This window comes from Alteromonas gracilis (genome assembly GCF_002993325.1).
Classification (GTDB): Bacteria; Pseudomonadota; Gammaproteobacteria; order Enterobacterales; family Alteromonadaceae; genus Alteromonas; species Alteromonas gracilis.
Genome location: NZ_PVNO01000025.1, coordinates 591,788 through 612,416, shown reverse-complemented (window position 1 = coordinate 612,416; position 20,629 = coordinate 591,788). Strand labels below are relative to the sequence as shown.

17 protein-coding genes are annotated in these 20,629 nt (G+C 43.6%); all 17 read right to left on the bottom strand.

Annotation, left to right across the window (positions count from 1 at the left end):
• Window positions 1–317: 317 nt before the first annotated feature.
• Window positions 318–560 carry a DUF2835 family protein gene (locus C6Y39_RS11210; RefSeq protein ID WP_105931322.1) on the bottom strand — a complete coding sequence of 81 codons (243 nt, stop codon included), beginning with the start codon at window positions 558–560 and terminating at the stop codon, window positions 318–320.
• Window positions 547–3,156, bottom strand: a complete 2,610-nt coding sequence (gene pepN, locus C6Y39_RS11205; protein ID WP_105931321.1) for an aminopeptidase N — start codon at window positions 3,154–3,156, stop codon at window positions 547–549. Before pepN ends, C6Y39_RS11210 begins: the two co-directional genes overlap by 14 nt.
• A 47-nt stretch (window positions 3,157–3,203) precedes the next feature.
• Complete coding sequence (gene nhaC / locus C6Y39_RS11200) at window positions 3,204–4,679, bottom strand: Na+/H+ antiporter NhaC (protein ID WP_105931320.1); 1,476 nt, start codon at window positions 4,677–4,679, stop codon at window positions 3,204–3,206.
• Window positions 4,680–4,749: 70 nt separating this feature from the next.
• Window positions 4,750–6,084: a sodium-dependent transporter gene (locus tag C6Y39_RS11195; RefSeq protein WP_105931319.1), complete on the bottom strand. Its 1,335-nt coding sequence runs from the start codon at window positions 6,082–6,084 to the stop codon at window positions 4,750–4,752.
• Between the two features lie 82 nt (window positions 6,085–6,166).
• Window positions 6,167–8,209, bottom strand: a complete 2,043-nt coding sequence (prc, locus tag C6Y39_RS11190) for a carboxy terminal-processing peptidase (RefSeq protein ID WP_105931318.1) — start codon at window positions 8,207–8,209, stop codon at window positions 6,167–6,169.
• 3 nt (window positions 8,210–8,212) lie between these two features.
• A complete protein-coding gene (gene proQ, locus C6Y39_RS11185; RefSeq protein WP_105931317.1) occupies window positions 8,213–8,881 on the bottom strand; it encodes an RNA chaperone ProQ in 669 nt (222 codons plus the stop codon).
• Window positions 8,882–8,897: 16 nt separating this feature from the next.
• Window positions 8,898–9,188, bottom strand: a complete 291-nt coding sequence (locus tag C6Y39_RS11180; RefSeq protein WP_025255289.1) for a hypothetical protein — start codon at window positions 9,186–9,188, stop codon at window positions 8,898–8,900.
• A 2-nt stretch (window positions 9,189–9,190) separates the two neighbouring features.
• Window positions 9,191–9,646, bottom strand: a complete 456-nt coding sequence (locus C6Y39_RS11175) for a GAF domain-containing protein (protein WP_105931316.1) — start codon at window positions 9,644–9,646, stop codon at window positions 9,191–9,193.
• A gap of 12 nt (window positions 9,647–9,658) precedes the next feature.
• Complete coding sequence (locus tag C6Y39_RS11170; RefSeq protein WP_105931315.1) at window positions 9,659–10,360, bottom strand: SIMPL domain-containing protein; 702 nt, start codon at window positions 10,358–10,360, stop codon at window positions 9,659–9,661.
• 287 nt (window positions 10,361–10,647) lie between these two features.
• Window positions 10,648–11,769, bottom strand: coding sequence for a pyridoxal-phosphate-dependent aminotransferase family protein (locus C6Y39_RS11165; protein WP_240618872.1), 1,122 nt, complete (start codon window positions 11,767–11,769; stop codon window positions 10,648–10,650).
• Between the two features lie 499 nt (window positions 11,770–12,268).
• On the bottom strand, window positions 12,269–12,793 hold the full coding sequence (locus C6Y39_RS11160; protein WP_105931313.1) for a gamma carbonic anhydrase family protein: 525 nt from the start codon (window positions 12,791–12,793) through the stop codon (window positions 12,269–12,271).
• Window positions 12,794–12,803: 10 nt separating this feature from the next.
• A complete protein-coding gene (tesB, locus tag C6Y39_RS11155) occupies window positions 12,804–13,664 on the bottom strand; it encodes an acyl-CoA thioesterase II (RefSeq protein WP_105931312.1) in 861 nt (286 codons plus the stop codon).
• Window positions 13,657–15,531 (bottom strand): protein kinase domain-containing protein, encoded by a 1,875-nt coding sequence (locus C6Y39_RS11150; RefSeq protein ID WP_105931311.1) that lies wholly within the window; start codon window positions 15,529–15,531, stop codon window positions 13,657–13,659. Before C6Y39_RS11150 ends, tesB begins: the two co-directional genes overlap by 8 nt.
• 83 nt (window positions 15,532–15,614) lie before the next feature.
• Window positions 15,615–16,505 (bottom strand): 23S rRNA (adenine(2030)-N(6))-methyltransferase RlmJ, encoded by an 891-nt coding sequence (locus tag C6Y39_RS11145; RefSeq protein ID WP_105931310.1) that lies wholly within the window; start codon window positions 16,503–16,505, stop codon window positions 15,615–15,617.
• Between the two features lie 214 nt (window positions 16,506–16,719).
• Window positions 16,720–18,396: a dihydrolipoyllysine-residue acetyltransferase gene (locus tag C6Y39_RS11140; protein WP_105931309.1), complete on the bottom strand. Its 1,677-nt coding sequence runs from the start codon at window positions 18,394–18,396 to the stop codon at window positions 16,720–16,722.
• A 17-nt stretch (window positions 18,397–18,413) separates the two neighbouring features.
• Window positions 18,414–19,391, bottom strand: a complete 978-nt coding sequence (locus tag C6Y39_RS11135) for an alpha-ketoacid dehydrogenase subunit beta (protein ID WP_105931308.1) — start codon at window positions 19,389–19,391, stop codon at window positions 18,414–18,416.
• On the bottom strand, window positions 19,391–20,578 hold the full coding sequence (locus C6Y39_RS11130) for a thiamine pyrophosphate-dependent dehydrogenase E1 component subunit alpha (RefSeq protein ID WP_105931307.1): 1,188 nt from the start codon (window positions 20,576–20,578) through the stop codon (window positions 19,391–19,393). Before C6Y39_RS11130 ends, C6Y39_RS11135 begins: the two co-directional genes overlap by 1 nt.
• Between the last annotated feature and the right edge of the window lie 51 nt (window positions 20,579–20,629).

Sequence of the window (20,629 nt, the reverse complement as noted above, 5' to 3'; positions counted from 1 at the left end):
AGTCGATGTGACTTAATACGTGACATCATGACCAACCATAACGATTAACAAAATCATTACATCATTTTGCCATAACCGCAAGAACTAATCCTACCAGTTAACAAAATTTACAACATTAATCGTATCAAATAGTTATTGCTTTATTGTGAGTATAAAAGGCATTTATAAACTTGCAGAAAAATTGTACGAATTTTTTGGGGAAATCGTTTTTTCGGATTTTTTAAGGGCTTTGGGCATACTAAAGTCCCCTATCGTCGTAATAAGATGTTTAAGAGGTAATGAGTTAAGGTAATAGATTTTATTCAAATATAAAGGCTCTATGAGAGCCTTTCAAAAGACTTAATTTTTTTGTTAGCGTCGACGACCATCCTAAAACGACCTTTGATGCCATCAGACGTAACAAACTGTCTGAGACGATTAGTAGGCACTTGAACGCTCAGACCTGATTCACTTACCATAACAACATCTGGCATAGTAGGAATGTAAAGCACCTCACATTGTTTGTAAGGTGCGTTTATAGAAAAATAAAAAACCGAGTCAGTCGGGCTAGTGCTTGTCATAAGCAAGGCTTTTACTTACTTTTTCGAAGACATCTTTGCTCAACCCTTTATGATTTAATAAACGACCGAGTTGTTGTTTCATTTGTTGTTGATGCTCGATAGCAAAACCTTGCCATTGAGTTAAAGGCGTTACTATGCGAGCTGCAACTTGAGGGTTGACCGCATCAAGTTTGAGCAAGTAATCGGTCACAAATTTATATCCGCTGCCATCTAATGAGTGAAACTTTTCACTATTGTAAAAAGCAAAGCTTCCAATAACGGAGCGAACGCGATTCGGATTACTCATTGCAAACTGCGGGTGCTCACACAACATAGTAATAGTGGCAAATATATCGTCACGGTTTTGCGTAGCGTGGAGCGCGAACCATTTATCCAATACAAGCGGATCATGATTCCAAGTTTCTTCAAATTGAGCCATCAAGCTATCGAAAGTTGCTGAACTACAGTGCTGCGCGCTTCTTAGTGCCCCTAGCGTGTCGGTCATATTATCTGCGCTATCAAACTGCGCAATTACCATACTTTCGTGTTGAGGTAACCTGGCTAGGTGTGCAAGCACTACATTTTTACAGCGGCGTTTGTTTATCGCGTCCTGCGTGTAACTATAAGCACTCTGTTCGATATTGTTGAACACGTTCAATAACTCTTGCTCTAACGAACGAGCATATTGGTCACAGAACGCTTTTCTTGCCTTTGAAAGTGCAGCCACATTGATATTGCTTCTGCTCTGGCACAGTGTCTCAAATGAAGGAATGACTAGACATTCACCTAGCAGTTCAAGATTATCTTGTTCTTGGGCAATAGCTTGCTTAATACCGTTCCAGATATCGTTGCTGATTTCAGCATCCGGTGACGCTTCTAATTGCTTGATACAGCGATCGTAAAGCGTTTGCATTGCGTCCCAACGATTAAACGGGTCTTTTGAATGTTTAAAAATGGTAAGTAGAGCGTCTGTCCCCAGTGGGTTCTCTACTTTCGCTGGCGCTGAAAAGTTTCCTAATACTACTGGCGTCAGGTCAGCACTTTGAGCATTTACTGTAAAACGCATGGAGGCATCTTTTAAAACAATCATGCCGTTTTGAATGAGCGATTCGTTGTCGGTGTAAGTATTACCCTGTTTATCTATAATCTCGATGTTAACCGGAATATACAGCGGTTGCTTTTCGCTTTGGTCAGACGTTGCTGGCGTATGCTGAGAGAGCGTGAAAGTATGCTTAAACATGCCGTTTTCAGCAGACTCAGTGCAATGCTCAACGGTAATTATCGGCGTGCCGGATTGGCTATACCAGCGTGAAAACTGGGTTAAATCCAAGTCCGTTGCTGATTGCATTGCCGATATAAAATCGTCGCACGTGACTGCCTGACCGTCATGCCGTCTAAAATATTCATCCATACCTCGCCTGAAGCCTTCTGGCCCTAGCAACGTATGGAACATACGAATAACTTCTGCCCCTTTGTCATAAACTGTTACTGTGTAGAAGTTATTCATTTCAATCACTTCTTCAGGGCGAATTGGGTGGCTCATCGCGCTGGCATCTTCAGCAAACTGGTGCTCTCGCATAACGCGAACATGTTTTATGCGATTGCTTAACGCCGAAGTCATATCTGCGCTAAACTGCTGGTCCCTAAATACCGTCAGCCCTTCTTTAAGGCTTAGCTGGAACCAATCGCGACACGTGATTCGGTTACCCGTCCAGTTATGAAAATACTCGTGGGCGATAACCGATTCCACATTAAAAAAGTCATCGTCAGTTGCGCTTTTTTGGTCGGCTAGGACAAACTTGCTATTAAAGACATTCAAGCCCTTGTTTTCCATCGCTCCCATATTGAAGAAGTCGACAGCGACTATCATATAAATATCTAAGTCGTACTCTAGACCGAAAACATCTTCGTCCCATTTCATTGCTCTCTTAAGCGATTCTAACGCGAATACGCCCTGAGACTTTTTGCCTTTATCGACATACAACTCTAGCGCAACCTCTTTACCGCTTGTCGTTGTGTAACTGTCGGTAAGTAAATCGAAATCACCGGCAACCAATGCAAAAAGATAACAAGGTTTTGGATGCGGGTCATGCCATTTCACGAAATGGGTGTTTTCGTCTACTTCGCCCTTGTCCACGGGGTTGCCATTGGCCAAAAGCATCGGCACTGATTTGTCGGCAACTACCGTCACTGTGTAGACCGATAAAACATCGGGGCGGTCCATAAAATAGGTAATTCGACGGAATCCTTCAGCTTCACACTGTGTGCAATAGGCGCCGCCCGATAAATACAAGCCTTCAAGGGCTTTATTTTGCTCAGGGGCAATGGTGTTGGTAATTTCTAAGACAAATTCATCGAGATGAGTGGAAATGCTTAACAACGTATCTGACACTGTGTACTCGTCATCAGATAGAGCATTACCGTTAATGGCAATAGTGTTAAGTGATAAGTTATCGCCATCAAGGATTAAAGGGCTATCGTGATTGCCATTACGTGTGACAGATAATGTACTGATAACCTGAGTTTGGGTTGGATGTAGCGTAATATGTAGGTCAACTGTCGCTATCGAAAAAGCGGGCGGCTGATAATCCGCCCGGCGTTTAGCTTGAACTGACATAGATCCTCCTAAAAGAAAGCCTACGTGGGTTTATTTGGAACGTTTGGTTAAACCGTTTCTTTACTGTTAACTTCAACGTGTGGTGGTGTAATACGTAGAATCTTAATACCTAAATACGCGTACACAACAGCAAGGATCGGGTTGATTACGTTAAAGAATGCATAGAATACATAATCAAATGGGTTTACCAATAAAACACTGTGCATGTAGGCACCACAGGTGTTCCAAGGAATAAGTGGAGATGTAAGTGTACCGCCGTCTTCAAGACTACGAGAAAGGTTAAGCTGGTCTAACCCTCGCTTTTTAAATTCCTCTTTGTACATGCGGCCAGGCATTACAATTGAAATATACTGATCGGCCGTGACTAAGTTCGTACCAAAACAGGTAAGAATGGTTCGGCTTACCATATCACCTGCTGATTTTGCGCCTATTAATATGGCAGAAACGGCGCGCTTTAGTAGCCCAACACGCTCAAGTACCGCACCGAAAGACATCGCACAGATGATAAGCCAAATGGTATTGAGCATAGATGACATGCCGCCGCGGGATAATAAGCTGTTCAAATTCTCATCAGGCGTAGAGAAACTTACGCCGTCAAATAGCGCCGTCCACACGACTTTAAGGGCACCGATACTTGCAGAGTCATCGCTACTTGCCATAGACGTGACAACGTCCCACTGAAACACCACAGCCCAGATGCCACCTAACAATGCACCTATGAAAACCGCGGGGAATGCAGGCATTTTTTTGATTGCTAAAGTAAGTAATACAACAAGAGGGATAAGCAGGTGCCAACCTAAATCAAAAGACTCGTTGAGTAAAAGCTGCATCTGTTCAATGCGCTCAGCTTTCGCCTCGCCTACTTCACTAAACCCAAGAACGGTGAATAGAATAAGTGCAATTACAAAGCTTGGGATTGTGGTCCATAGCATGTAACGTATATGTTCGAATAAATCGGTTCCTGCAACTGCTGGGGCCAAGTTAGTTGTTTCTGATAATGGTGAAATTTTATCGCCAAAGTAAGCACCAGAGACGACGGCACCTGCAGTAATAGCCGCCGACATCTCCATGCCTGCAGAAACGCCCATTAGTGCTACACCTACCGTCGCTGCCGTGGTCCATGAACTACCAATACTCATTGCCACTACAGCACAGATAAGACATGCAGCTGCATAGAAAAAAGAAGGATTGAGGAGTTCTAAACCAAAATAAATTAGAGTAGGTACTGTTCCAGCTAACATCCATGTACCAATAAGTGAGCCTACCGCTAATAATATGAGGCACGCACCTAAAGACATAGAGATGCCGTCTACAATCCCTTTTTCGATGGTCTTCCAACTATAGCCGTTTTTCATGCCGATAATGGCGGCTAAACCCATAGCCAGAAGTAACGCAATCTGGTTTGGCCCATATGAAGAATTATCCGCAAACAGATATACCGCGCTCCCCATCATTACCACTAAGGCGACGATAGGAAGTATTGCATCGAGGAGTGACGGCGTTTTTATTTCTTTATTCGTCATTGTCGTTTTTAAAAACCTTATTATTGTCGTTTTACGCGTAAAGCGTGCTGTTCGCTATTTTTTGCTCGCTTTAGAATACTGAGCGATAGAACATTAAGGCGATGATTACCGGGCACACGAAGCGCACATACCACGGCCAAATTTTCCAGAAAACGCTGTGTTCCGCAAACTCGTCACCTTCTTTTAGTTCATCGAGTATCGCGTCTCTACGCCAAACCCACCCAGCAAAGATACAAAGCACAAGACCTAAAAGCGGCTGGCTATACTCAGTGGTTAAAGCGATAACAAAACCGAACAAAGTTTCAAAGTTCAATATGATAATGCAGCTTAGCGCAAAGATTATTGAAGACATGAGTACAACCGCTTTTTTGCGTTGTAGCCCCTTGCTTTCAACCATGTAAGCGACAGGTACTTCCAGCATTGATATAGAAGAGGTTACTGCAGCTATTGCCATGAGAGCGAAAAACGTGAAAGCGACAAATAATCCTACAGTGCCAATGGTATCGAATAGCGCCGGTAGCACCTTAAATATAAGCGTGTCACCCTGGATTAATGCACCCTCTGGTGTAAAAATCTCAACACCATTGTTTAGTGCAACGTACATCGCCGGAATGATTAGCATACCAGCGATTACCGCAACCCCAATATCGACTAGCGCTACAGATGCCCCGATACTCGGTAGGTTTTCATTCTTACTTAAGTATGAGCCGTAGACTAGCATAGTACCTACACCTAACGACATCGAGAAGAATGCTTGACCCATTGCATTGATCAAAAGGTCTGGGTCTAATACACGGGAAAAATCAGGCACTAGATAAGCTGACCACCCCTCTACAGCGCCTGGCTGCATACTGACATAGACGATTAAGGCAAGGATAAGGATAACTAAAGTGGGCATGAGACGTACTGACCACTTTTCGATACCCGACTTTACGCCGCCAACCACAATAAATGCAGTTAAGCCCATGAATAAAAAGCAAAAAACAACGTTACGCGTAACTGATGGTGTAAGCAGCCAGTCACTCACACTGGTCAATCCCACCATACTTACTGCAGCATCGGCAAAGTAAACAAGCATCCAACCGCCTACAATCGCATAGAACGCGAGGATGAGCGATACGGTGATGCAGCCCCAAATTCCCGTAAGCCTGCCGGCGAAATTACCCGAGATTTTTCCTAGCGCATCGACCATATTTGAGCGTGTACTGCGGCCTATAATAAGCTCTGCCATAAGTACAGGATAGGCAAGAACAAAAGCAAGTAATAAGTAAACAAGTACAAATGCTGCCCCGCCGTTGCTTGCTACCTTTGTTGGAAAGCCCCAAATATTGCCTAGCCCAACTGCTGAGCCTGCCGCTGCTAGCACGAACCCTATTCGAGAGGAAAATTCGCCTCTGATAGCCATGTTATTTCCCTTTATTATTGTTTTAATAATTTATAGACACAAAAAAAGGGCTGGCCCTAGACCAGCCCTTTTTTCTAATCACTTAATTTCTTGTGATAGCGTAACGGCCTGTTTCAATCATATCGAATGTGATATTCGCCGCTTCATCTAAGAATGGATCCAATTCTTCCATATCTTCAGGTAAGTCGTCCAATGTTGTCACAGTTTCCATGCCCATACGCTGTAAACGTTCGTTAGCACGAGCAAGGGATTTCTCTTCCGCTTCCTTTTTCTCGGCTTCACGTACAGATTTCACAAGAGAAATGAAATTCTTATCTTTGTTCTTTTTATACTCTTCAATATCGTCATTAATGTAAGAAAATTCTGGATCTTGAAGAATACGCTTATTGTGTTTAGCCGTTAACACGTCCAAGGCTGCGGTGCCATCTGCGAATGTCGTGTAGTTCGCACGATTGATGCTATCCCACGGTAACGCATTTTCCGCTTGGGATTCGCCCCACTCTGCTGGCTCTACCGCAGACGGGTAAAGAATGTCAGGAATTACCCCTTTATGCTGGGTGCTTCCTCCGTCAATACGATAGAACTTAGCTATAGTGAATTGAACACTGCCTAAAGGGTTATCGTAAAGATCGTAAATTTTACCTAAGCCGCGATGCTGCTGAACTGTACCTTTACCAAAGGTTTGTTCACCTACAATTAACGCTCGGTTGTAGTCTTGCATAGCAGCTGCAAAGATTTCCGAGGCAGACGCGCTATATCTATCAACCAATACGGTAAGCGGTCCATCGTACGCCACTTCACCGTCAGTATCGCGGTTTACGCTCACTTTACTTTGACCGTAGCGGATTTGCACAACCGGGCCTTTTTCTATGAATAAGCCAGTGAGCAGCGTAGCTTCTGTGAGAGAACCACCGCCGTTACCACGCAAATCCACGATTACCCCTTTTACGTTTTGTGCTTTTAGGCTTTCGATTTCTTTTGCCACATCCATGCTTAAATTATTATAAAAGCTTGGAATAGTGATTACGCCAAGAGGCTCTCCGGCATGAGGACCTGTTTCGGGCACATATACTTCAGATTTGGCGGCGCGATCCTCGAGCTTGATTTTATCGCGTGTAAGACTGACCACTGAAGTTGATTTGGATTCTGATGCGCCTTTCTCAACCTGCAGGCGAACGGTACTACCCTTTGGACCTTTTATTAACTCAACGACTTCGTCAAGACGCCAGCCGATTACGTCAACAAACTCTTCATCGTCTTGGGCAACGCCCACAATCTTATCTTCTGGCTTGATAGCTCCTGATTCATCAGCAGGGCCACCAGGCACAACACTTTTGATGACGGTATAATCGTCTTCGCTCTGTAGCACAGCGCCTATACCTTCAAATGACAGATTCATGTCCATTTGAAAACGCTCTGCATTACGGGGGGATAAATAACTTGTATGAGCTTCGATTGTTCGCGCAAACGCATTCATTGCGGTTTGAAAAACATCTTCGCTTTTTGCTTGCTTAGTGCGTTTAATCGCTCGCGTGTAACGTTTGGTAAGAAGCTCTTTTGCTTCGTCCCATGTTTTATCGGCAAGAATTAGGTTCAACGCATCGTACTTAACACGCTGACGCCAAATTTCATCAAGCTCAGCTTTGCTAGCAGGCCATTCCGCATCTTCTCTGTCGTAGTAGAATTTATCGCCTTCCTTTTCGAAGTCGAATGGGCCCTTTTCTAGTAGCGATAGTGCAAACTCGTAACGTTCAATACGACGTTTCGCACTTACGTTATACATATCATAAGCTACAGAAAGGTTGCCTTTACTCAGCGCGTCATCGAATAACGTTCGGTATTTCTCAAAACCTACTACATCAGACAACAACAGTACTTGTTTATTGTGATCTAATGAATCGATAAAGCGCTGGTAAACCCTAGCAGAGAGTACATCATCCAACGATATTTCCTTGTAGTGCGCCCTTGTGAAAAGTGCACTTACTCGCTTTGCAGCAACACTGTGCTGAGATTCCTGTTGCAATATAGGAAGCTCGTCTATCTCAGGCGTTGATGTAACGGCGCCTGCACCTACCCCAACGGTAAGAAATGCACTGGCGATGGAAATTCGAAGGATGTCTCTCATATTTTACGACCTCTTGGAGCGTGCCAAACGTAAAGCGTCTGCGTTTACTTTAACCACCATACCCGAGTCTAATTGAACGTGAACGCCATCTTTAGCAACTTCAGTTATTACTGCTGGCATAGGTGCTTTGCCTAGCTTAACAGTAACTTGTGTACCTTGCTGTAAATCGCTGTCCGTCAATTTCGCAGGTGGTGTAGTGTTTGGTCTGTTATTTTTCGGTTTAGTTCCGCGTTTAGCGTCAGCATGGTCCGAATTCGCCGATTTTTCACCCTTAGGACGATTGAATTGGCGTTTATCTTTGCGCTTGGGCTGTTGAGCTAGCTTAGCTTTACGCTTTTCAGCAGCTTTAGCTTTGCTTTCTTCTAACTGCTGCTGCGCATGGTCAGCGTGTTCTTTTTCAATAGCATCGCCTTCAACGCCGTCTAAATCTACGCGATTAGCACCTTCTTTGATGCTATGAAGATAGCGCCAGCTGTTGGTGTAATGACGTAGCGTAGAACGAAGAAGTGTTTTGCTTACGCGTTCCTCTTCTTCTAAACGAGTGGCAAGATCTTGAAAAATACCGATCTTAAGTGGGCGGGCCTCGCCTTCAATGCTAAAGCATTTCGGAAAGGTCTCTGCAAGGAAAGCTATTACTTCCTTACTATTGGTAAACTTCTCTGGTGATTCCATTAACTTTCTAAATTATTCAGGAGATTTCATCGTTACTTGCATCATCCCAAGTTGCCAGCGTGTGGTCAACCCAATCAAGCAATTCGTCGTCATCTATTTCTAATAAATGCTTATCTTGTTGCCAAGATTCCCATGCGTAGTGCAAAATTTGCTCTAAACGCTGTGTTTCAATATCTTCTTCAGCGTTGTCATAAATAGCATGTAAGATAAAATTTAAACGTTCAGATGCCTCATCTGGGTCATCATGAAAATCTTCCATATCTTCAAACGTAGATAAAACAACGTGAATATCAACACTGGATTTCATAATTATTTCTGCGAATCCATAAGAATTTGAGCAATTTCCACAAGCCCTTTTTCGTCTTCTGCAGTGAAACGATCAAATGCAGGGCTATCGATATCTAGTACACCAATAAGCGTGTCGTCTTTTACCAGAGGTATAACAATTTCAGAGTTCGACGCAGCATCACACGCAATGTGGCCATCAAATTGATGAACATCAGCAATGCGCTGAACTGTTCTGGTGCTGGCGCTCGTGCCGCATACACCCTTGCCAAAAGGAATTCTGATACAAGCGGGTTGGCCTTGAAACGGCCCTAACACCAACTGTTCTTCTTTATGAAGGTAGAAACCAGCCCAATTAACTTCTTCAAGATTATTGAACAGAAGCGCACTGATATTGGCCATGTTGGCAATCAGGTCATGTTCACCAGACACCAAACTCTTCGCTTGGCTAACTAGCTGGTTGTACTGTTGTTCTTTCAAACGATTTTCCTGCTATTGAACGATTTTAAATGAAACATTAATGCGAGCCTCAACCCGTTCTTGCCCCGGCAAAGACATCGACATGTCTTTGGCAAACGCTTCAGCGCGCATTACTGGAATCGGCATATTGCCACCAGATTCTGAGATTGCAACAACTTCGCCAACTTCAACCTCTAATTCTTTTGCTAATAAGTGTGCACGTTGCTTTGCGTCTTTGACCGCAGCTATCAATGCTTTTTGATACGCATCTGCTTCGCCGATAGCAATAAAATTAAATTGTTGGATACGATCAACGCCTCTTTTAAGAACGCCATCTAATATTTTATCGTAAGTTTCAAGGTTAGTAGATGTCACGTTGATATCACGTGAGAGCGTAAATCCCGATTGCTGACGACCTTGTGGTGTATTGATATATCGCGGTTGCAGACGAACTTGCATGCTCTGAATATGTTTTTCTTCGATACCTTGATTGAGCAGGAACTTAACAATAGACCGTAAATCTGCATCAAGCTGGCTATTTAGCTTGCCAACCGTATCACCTTCTTCTTCAACCACGAGTGTTACCGAATAGGCGTTTGGTGTAACGTCTATTGCACCTGCGCCTTGAACATTAATGACAGCATCCTGAGCTGCTTGTGTTGCAAGTAAAGGGGTGGATAGAGCAACGATTATTGAAGCCAACACCAATTTTTTGGTAAGCGTGAGTATTTTCATGGCATTTCCTTTCTTAATAGTGTTTTTGAGTACGTTGCACAAAGGGTACGTGTTTATTACTGAATGGATTATGAATTTATACAATGCCGAGATACTAGCATTGAACCGGAAAGAGAATAGATATAACTTCGCCGAGATGTAGTTTTTATAAGGCAAGACTGAAGTGAGGCAAGAAGGCTACGTCAGCTTATTTGGTTTGTGGTTTTTAGAACGCCCAGTCGAGATGACGACTGAGCGTTCAATTCGGTTACTTTAAAACTATATTCGAAGTTTTATTTAGGCCTGCCTTACTTAAGTACAGTGCGTAATGCAGCGAGACAATGGTCGATATTACGCGGCTTACACGCATAACCCATAAGCCCAATTCGCCACACTTTGCCAGCGTGCTCACCTAATCCCGCACCTATTTCCAAATTGAAATCTTCAAGTAGTTGTTTACGGATGACTGCATCATCTACTCCGTCTGGAATCTTCACCACATTAAGCTGCGGCAAGCGATAAGCGCTATCAACAGTAAGTTCCAAACCGAGTTCACTCAAACCCGTTGCGAGTTTTTCATGACCTGAAGAGTGACGTTTCCAAGCGTTTTCTAAACCTTCTTCCTTTAATATAAGAAGAGCTTCGTACATGGCATACATGCTGTTTACCGGGGCGGTATGATGATAGGCACGTTTCGCGCCCTGCCCCCAATAGCCAACAATTAAGTTCATATCTAAAAACCAGCTTTGCACTTTTGTTTTCCGATTTTGAATGACATGTACCGCTTTGTCACTGAAGGAAACAGGTGATATACCTGGTACACAGCTCAAGCATTTTTGCGAGCCGGAATAAATAGCGTCAATGCCCCACCCGTCTACGTCTAACTCAATACCTCCGAGGGAGGTAACTGCATCAACGATGCTCAAACAATCGTATTTCTGCGCCAATTCACAGAGCGCTTTTGCTTCGTTTCGAACACCTGTTGAAGTCTCTGCATGCACAAAAGCCAGAACTTTGATATCAGGATTAGCTTTAAGTGCGTCCTCGACTTGGTTCAAGTCAGTTTGTTCTCCCCAAGTATTGTTTACGGTGATGGCCTCACCCCCGCAACGTTCTACATTTTCGACCATGCGATTACCGAATACCCCATTTATGCAAACGAGTACTTTATCGCCCGGCTCCACTAAATTAACGAAGCAAGCTTCCATTCCTGCTGAGCCCGGCGCTGAAATTGGCATAGTTAAGGCGTTTTCAGTTTTAAACGCATACTGAAGTAACTGCTTAGTCTGATCCATTAACGCTATGAATAGCGGGTCTAAATGCCCAAGCGTCGGTCGAGACATAGCATTTAGAATGCGGGGATTGACATCGGATGGTCCTGGTCCCATCAAGGTTCGTTCAGGGGGAATAAAAGTAGAAAACGAATGCATAATCCATCCTTATTTAAATGAGAGGGCCTTGTTAGAATATTTGTTATCGTCTTATGAAGTGACGCAATCGACATACTACAAGGTTATAAAAATGGGACAAGCATCTGTTGTGAAGATAAATGCTGTGAATGACTAAGTCTAGTCAGAGTTAGATTGTAAAATAAAGGACGCTTTGTAACGATGAAAAGATTGATGGTATAGGTTTTGAAAACCACAACTTTATCAATAATCACTCATCAGACCAGGCGCTAAACTTTTGAAATAAAAGTAAATACTAAACTAGTAGCGGATTTTTTTACGCTGTAAGATAAAATTCACAATGAAATTGTTTATAAAATAAACAAAGTTATCCTATAATCATTGTTCGTTTAGTAGATTTTACTTAAACTCTTCCTGTAAAAGTTAGCGCACGGCTCAGCAATGAGCCATTCCCCTAGGCCCGGAACGATTGTTCTGGGCATTTTTTATGGGGTACGAAAAGCAATTGACCGCACATCAGTTACGCTTCAATCACCTCAAGGGACGTTTTATACATTTTAGCGTTTTCCACATAATGTTTTGCAGAAGCTTCTAATTTGGGTTTCACAGTTTCATCCATTGTTCGAATGACTTTGCCAGGCGCACCAACAACAAGGCTGTAATCTGGAATTTCCATATTTTCTGTAATGAGTGCATTAGCGCCTATGATGCAGTATTTACCTATTTTCGCACCATTAAGTACTACGGCATTTATGCCCACTAGCGAATAATCGCCAATTTCACAGCCATGCAGCATAACTTTGTGACCCACCGTTACTCCATTTCCTAAAGTTAGTGGGATACCTGAATCTGTATGCAGCACACTGCCGTCTTGAATGTTTGTGTGCATTCCAATGGTTATTTTGTCCATGTCGCCGCGAATAACTGCGTTAAACCACACGCTGGCGCCTTCTTTGAGTTCTGTGTTTCCGATAACATGAGCGCCTGGCGCAATAAAAACGCTATCGTCTACTTGTGGTGATGCTGAACCTAATTTATAGCGCATAAAAGTCTCCCTATTCGTCTACCTTTCTCATTAATCCTTCTTGCATGGTTGATGCAACGAGTTCACCAGTTTGATTGAATATTTGCCCGCGGACCAAGCCTCTAGAGCCGCCGCTAAAAGGACTTTCCATTGCATATAACAACCACTCATTCATGTTAATTGGGCGATGAAACCACATAGCATGGTCAATTGTTGCGATACGCAAAGACTTATCGGTTACCGCCACGCCATGAGGCTGCAAAGACGTACTTAGAAAATGATAATCTGACGCATAGGCAAGTGCAGCTTGATGGACAGACAGCTGGGCATTCATGTCATCTCTTGCTTTTAACCAAATGTAACGCGTAGGCTCACGTTTGGTTGACTGATAAGAATTAGCCGCATCAAACGTTCGAATATCTACCGGTTTATGGTAGCTTAACGCCTCTTGCATAGGTCGAGCAATCTTATTGAAATTCGCTTCGTAAAACTCAATGTCTGACTGCACTTCCTCTGGTGGTGGTACCTCTGGCATGGTTGGGTTTTGATGCTCCATCCCTTCCTGAGGAACCTGAAAAGAAGCCGTCATGTAGAAAATATTTCTACCATCTTGAATGGCTTTAACTCGTCGGGCCGAAAAGCTTCGACCGTCCCGCACAATTTCAACATCGTAAACGACAGGTTTTTTTGCATCACCAGGCAATAAAAAATACGTGTGAAATGAATGCGCGACTCTGTCATCAGCTACGGTTTCGTAGGCAGCGGCCAATGCCTGGCCCAACACTTGTCCGCCGAATAAAGCTCGGAAGCCTAAATCCCAGCTTTGTCCGCGATAGATGCCAGCTTCCACTGTTTCTAATTCAAAAAGTGATGATAATTTAATCTCAGACATGTTGTGCGTTCTCTTCAATAACTGCTTTTGGGTTTCGCGGGTAATACTTTTCAGGCAACTTGGCTTTGTGCTCGAAAAACCGAGTATCTTTATAGGGTAACTTCATAAAGCCGGAAATGCCTAGCCCTTTTATGCTTGGGATCTGCTCCACTAGCTTGGCCAGCAAACTTTTAAAGCGTTCCTCTTGTGTGTGATCGAGTAAAGTGTAGTAATTGTGAATTTTTAAGTGCTTAGGTAATGCTTCAAAGATAATGCATCCCGTGTGATGAATTGAATTTAGCTCAATTATGGTATCAATAATGATTTGCGGTAGTTTTAGTAACTCGTCAGGGTCATCACCATCTTCGAAATAAGAATGCGTTCTACTTTGGTCTTTTTGCGCCGACACTTTAGATAGTTCGTAGGGTATAAACATGCCCTGTTCTGGTAAAAATTCTACTAATTCCGACTGTCGTTCAATATGAAGCGTGTTCTTGGCATTAAACATACAGCACTTAAACACGGCAGGTTTGTGGATGGCTCTTGCTAGGTTGATTACATTATTCACGGCCATTTCGAACGCCATTTTTAACGATTCATCATATAAGTTTAAACTGGAGTCCACATATACTCCTTCGGGCTCCCAGCGCAAAGCCATGCCTCCGACAACTGGATATCGACCGAGCCTGCTGATAGCGGATACAAACGCCTTTTCCGTATCGCCCATACCTTGAAGGTAATTTTTGTAATAGCGATCAAATTGGGCGTCGTCGATATACCGCAATTCTTCAACGTCTCTTTCATCTATGGAATCGGAAAGTCGTGCTTGTTGTCGTAAATAAGATTTTCTAGAACTGTATACAACCGTCTCAATATCGACATGATTACGGGTTATCCATGTTGGGATCAGTGGCGTGTATTGGTGTGGCGTGTCATGGGTAAATACCATATTTTTAAATACGTGAAGATGATTAAACAAGTAATCTCCTCCCTGCCTTCTTTTTACAGGATCTTCACTGAGCATGTACTCCAATATATTTGCCAACATTTTTGGAAGCCCTAGCGATGACGGCGTAATTACTTTGCTTCCATAGCGACAAGATTGTCCAGATGCTAACGCATACAGTGTGCTCGCTAATCCTTGTTCATCGAAACGAGGGCTTGAGAGTGCGCCGTTGAGCTGTTCCTCACCAATAAAATAAACATCGCCGAGCCTAGCGTTGGTTTGATGCAGTTCACCTGACATCAAATCCATCACATTGTTGCCCACATACTGCCCTGTTATATCCGTCTGCGCGAAGACCGATGAGCCCCAGTCAATTAAACCTACAGTCTCCGTTGATTCGTCCCATACTAAGTTAGATGGCTTAATGTCTCCATGGACAATAGGTTTAACTTCACCATTTTCGCTGTATTGACGAAAGCTTGATAGCAGCTCTCCTACTTGGACTGCTAACTTGACAATGATCCGTGGCGATAATGGACCAGTTTTTAGGCTAACTTTTTCTAAGTCTTCACCAGGCGCACGGCCCATAACTAAAATTGATTGTTTTCGAATTTGTTGATATTCGATGAATCGCGGCACGAATTCATGATTAACGTGAGAAAGCATAAATGCTTCCTCCTCAAGCCGGTCTTGAACATGTTGAGGTAATGTTATCCGTGAGAATTTAAATACCCTAGCGTCGCCGTTGGGCGCAGTGCCCGCGAATGCGAAGCCAAATGCGCCTTTCCCCAAAAGTTCTATATCATCGTACCCTAAACTTTCAAGCTGAGAGATACAGAGGTTTACCCAGTCTTTTAGCTTTTTTGCATCCGCGTGAGACAGAAGATAGATTGACTGTTCGTCAGGTATGTAAAAGTGCTTAAGACCTTTGAGTTGAGACATTATTTTCTGTTCGTTCTAATCATCAATAGGGTTTAGTTGTTGAAGGCAGCAAGCAAAACGCTACCTTTAGCTCCGAAAGCTGTTTAATTATCTTCAATAACCCACGAAACTCGCGCTCTGGCGTTAATACCCTCGTCGACTGAGCCGAGTCTTGAAACAACATAGTCAAGCGCCTTTTCAAGCTGGGCATCAAGTTGCCAAGGTGGATTTAGCACAAAAACCCCTGACCCATACATGCCTGCATCGGATGTATTCTCAGCGACACAAATTTCCGCTTTGAAACATGGTTTACCCAGTTGTGCCAGCTTTTCGCACATGATTTCGCTTGCGCCGTGCTTTGCTCCGGCCCGCTCTGACAGTAATGGGTACCAAACAACAATTTGTGCCTGCTGCCAACGTTTGAAGACTTGCTCTACGCCTTTGATCACGTCACTGTATTCACTAGCACGTTCATAGGGAGGATCGATTAAAATTGCACCACGGTTAGGCTTTGGCGGCGTTAATGCGCGCAATCCCTCATAACCATCGCGCTTGTGCACGTGATTGTTCCTTGCCCCTATTTTCGCAATGTTGCGCTCAAGTTTTTCGAACTCGCCAGGGTGAAGTTCCATGAGATGCAAAAAGTCAGATTCACGTTTTGCTTTCACACTAATAATTGGAGAACCAGGGTAAGCATTGTCTGCCAAGAATGGTTCGCATAGCGCTAAGTAATCCTCTAAAAGAACGGGTAATGCTGCTTTTGCGTTCTGAACCTTGAAGCCTTCGCTGGTTAAGCGCGAAATACCAGTTTCATATTCTTTGTTTTTTGCCGACATTGCATCAGTTAAGTCGTAAACACCTGCTCCTGCGTGGGTGTCAAAAAGCGTAAAGGGCTTTTCTTTTTTCTTTAATGAATTAATTACGCCTATCCAGCATAAATGCTTGATAACGTCAGCGTGATTGCCCGCGTGGAAAGCGTGTTGATAACTAAGCACAAAACCTCTGTGAAATTCTTTTTAACATTAACTTCGGGTATGATAACGCCTACGCGCTATTAGGTACATAAAACAAAAAAGGTCGACACTGAAAAGTACCGACCTTTTGTTTCAACCTCGCCTCTGGCGAAGCAAATTCACTTCAGCGATTTTGTTGGCAAAGACGAACACATAGATGTTTATCTTCACCAACTATTCAACATTCTTCACTCAGCTATTTTAAATGCATCAACATTTTTTCTGGCTGCATTAAATAACTCATCCATAAATTATTGAAGCGAACCATGGTTGCGCCATCAATAATTCGATGATCACCCGACCAATTAACCGCCATAATATGTTGAGCACTCACGTTGCCGCTGTCATCAAACCGAGGTAATTTCTGCGTTTTACCTAGTGCAACAATTGCCGCTTCGGGTTTGTTAATAACGGGGGTGGCGGTAATTCCACCAATGGCGCCGATATTAGAAATGCTAATAGTCCCGCCTTTCAAGTGTTCACCCGATACACGCCCTGCCCTTGCCTGCTCAATAATGTCCTGCATTTGAACCGCAATATCTAAAAGTGATAAGTCTTGAACACGTTTTATATTCGGCACAAGCAATCCAATCTTAGAGTCAACAGCAAAACCAATGTTATGGTCAGAATAATAACTTAGCTCACTAGCATCGTCGTTTAATTGACTGTTTACAACAGGGAATTCATTTAATGCAAGGGACATCGCTTTCACAAAAAACGGCATGAAACTTAGCTTGACACCTTTTGCTTCAAATTCAGGTTTAAGCAAATTCCGAAGCGACATAAGGTTGTCCATTACAAGTTCATCACTTACGGTAAAGTGAGGAATGGTGTAGACCGACGCAGACATTTGCTTGGCCATGGCAGCCTGAATGCCGCGAACCTTTTCTGTTCTGATCTCACCTTTTTTACTCGCACTGGGGTTTTCGTTTGTGTTTGTGCTCGTAAGAGGCTTGTTTGAATTTTCAGAAAGTGACTCTGTTTTTACCGATTGCTGAATATCCAACACATCGGCTTTCAAGATGCGCCCCTTTTTTCCCGAACCGTTTACCGCCGAGAGATCGATATTATGCTCTCTGGCAATACGTCTTACCGCAGGGCTTGCAAGCACTTTTCCTTCAATAGCAATGGGTGGTTCGAACTCACCGTCACTGAACTTAGACGACGTTAGTTGATTTGACTGCTTATTTGAAGCGTTTGACGGCTCTTGTATTATTGTTGCGCTCGTTGATTGCGACGCCTCACCTGTATTGTCTTCAGTATCGCCTGTAGTGTTGCTATCGACCTCGACTTCAAGTGCAAACAACGCGCTATGTACTTTGGCAATATCACCCTGAGCATAATAAAGACGGTGAACCGTTCCTGCGTTTTTAGCGGGGATCTCTACCACAGCTTTGTCAGTCATAACTTCTACAACAGCTTGGTCTTCTTCAATTACATCGCCCTCTGCCACATTCCATTTAACAATCTCACACTCAACAATACCTTCACCAATATCAGGTAAAATAAAGTCTTCTATGTGTTTGCCGCTAGCAGCCGCCACCGGAAGCTCATCAATTTTCACTTTCTCAGATGTAGTCGCCTCTGTAGGCTTCTCGGGGTCTTTTGCCTGTGGTTCTTCGTTTACATCAGCATCATCTGGCGTCATTGAAAATAATGGCGCATGCACTTTTGCAATATCACCAACAGCATAGTGTAATTTATTAACTACGCCTGCGTGCATTGCAGGTATTTGCACTGTCGCTTTGTCCGTCATTACCTCTGCAACAGGCTGATCTTCTTCAATGTGCTCACCTTCAGAGACTAACCATTCCAGCAGTTCACATTCCACAATACCTTCACCGATGTCCGGTAAGATAAATTCAATCGTCATATCATTGTCTCCCGGAATTAGTAATGTAACGTACGCTTAATGGCTTCATACGTCTTTGTTTCATCTGGCATGTATTCTTTTTCATGAGCCAACGGATAGGGTGTATCTAGGCCACATACTCTTGCGATTGGCGCTTCTAGATACAAAAAGCAACGCTCCTGAATTGTGGCAGCAATCTCACTGGCGAAACCGCCGGTCAAAGGTGCTTCATGGTTTATCAGTAAGCGACCCGTCTTCATAACAGACTGCATTACCGACTCTACGTCCCATGGTAGAATGCTACGTAAATCAATGATTTCACAAGAAACACCATCTTCTAGCGCCATTTCTGCCGCTTTTTGTAGAATCTCTATCTGTGCTCCCCAGCCTAGCAAAGTAATGTCGCTTCCCTCTTGAACAATGTCAGCTTTACCGAGCGGTAGCTCGTAGTCCTCTTCTGGCACTTCAGACACAGAGGCACGATATAAACGTTTTGGCTCCATAAATAGCACTGGGTTTTTATCGCGTATTGACGCGAGCAACAAACCTTTGGCCTGATATGGATCCCTTGGAATGACTATCTTTAATCCAGGGCAATGAGCAAAAAATGCTTCAGGTGATTGACTGTGATAGTGGCCGCCAGCAATACCGCCGCCATATGGCGTACGTATGGTCAGCGTACCTACGTCGAACTGCCCACCTGAACGATAGCGCCATTTAGCGGTTTCATTCACGATTTGGTCGAACGCTGGGAAGATGTAATCTCCAAATTGTATTTCAGCTACAGGCACTGAACCTTGTGAGGCCAAGCCATTTGCAAAACCGATAATTCCTTGCTCAGTCAGTGGTGTATTAAAGCAACGAGCTTTGCCAAACTTTTCTTGAAGATGACTGGTTGCACGGAAAACGCCGCCAAAGTGGCCAACATCTTCTCCAAACACCATTACCTTTTCATCTTCGGTCATGGCTGTGATGAGCGCATTATTTATTGCTTGTAGTAGGTTCATCTTAGCCATTACTTTATTCTCCCTGCTGTTTTAGGGTACATCTTAGGATATTTCTTGATATGCGCTTTCAGTTCGTTCAATTGCTCTTTCAAATGCCACGGTGGTGTGTCGTAAACATCTTCCACAATATCGTCTATTGCACACACATCCGTTTTCTCACAACTTTTCATGGCGGCGAGCACGTCTTGTCTTGCCTTGTCTACTCGTTTTTGATTTTCATCTTCGTCGTACCAACCTTTGCTATCTAACCAATGGGCCATTCGAGCGATAGGATCTTTTGCTCGCCACTTATCTTCTTCTTCTCGTGAGCGATATCCGGTTGGGTCGTCTGACGTGGAATGTGCAGCAAGACGATAGGTCATCGCTTCAATAAGTACAGGGCATTTTTCTTCTATGGCTATGCGACGAGCATCTTTCGTTGCTGCATAAATAGCAAGCACGTCGTTACCGTCTACGCGAATGGTTTTAATGCCATACCCAAGACCGCGTGATGCAATTCCGTCTCCGGCAAATTGCTCCTCTGCAGGTGTTGAAATAGCGTAGCCGTTGTTTCGGCAGAAAAAGATTACGGGGCAATGTAGTACAGCGGCCATATTTAGACCTGCATGAAAATCACCTTCAGACGCAGCGCCTTCACCGAAATAACAAATCGTTACGACATCTTTCCCTGACATTTTTTGCCCATAGGCATAACCAGAAGCCTGCGGTATTTGAGTACCAAGGGGGGATGAGATAGTCATAAAATTAAGAGGTTTATCACCATAATGAATCGGCATTTGACGTCCTTTATTAGGATCATCCTTATTGCTGAACATTTGGTTCATGAATTGCTCTGTCGAGTAACCACGGTATGCCAACGCACCTTGCTCCCGATACTGAGACATAATCATGTCATCGTCAGATAGCGCTGCAGCGCTTGCTACCGAGGCCGCTTCTTCACCAGTACTGGCAAGATAGAAACTGATACGTCCCTGACGCTGCGCACCCACCATACGTTCGTCCAACACTCGTATGTAATGCATAGTGTTAAAAATCTTTAACGCTTCTTCTTTACTTAGCTCTGGCTCAACAGCCTTTTCAAGAAGTTGGCCTTCTTCAGAGAGAATTTGAAGCATAGGGATATCAACTACCCCTTTTGCGATGATTTCGACCTTGTTTGTTGTTTTTACTTCGGCCAAATGATTTCTGTCTTTCACGTTTTGTTCCCCTTAGAGATTAGGGTTGATAGCGACTTTTTTTGCGTATCT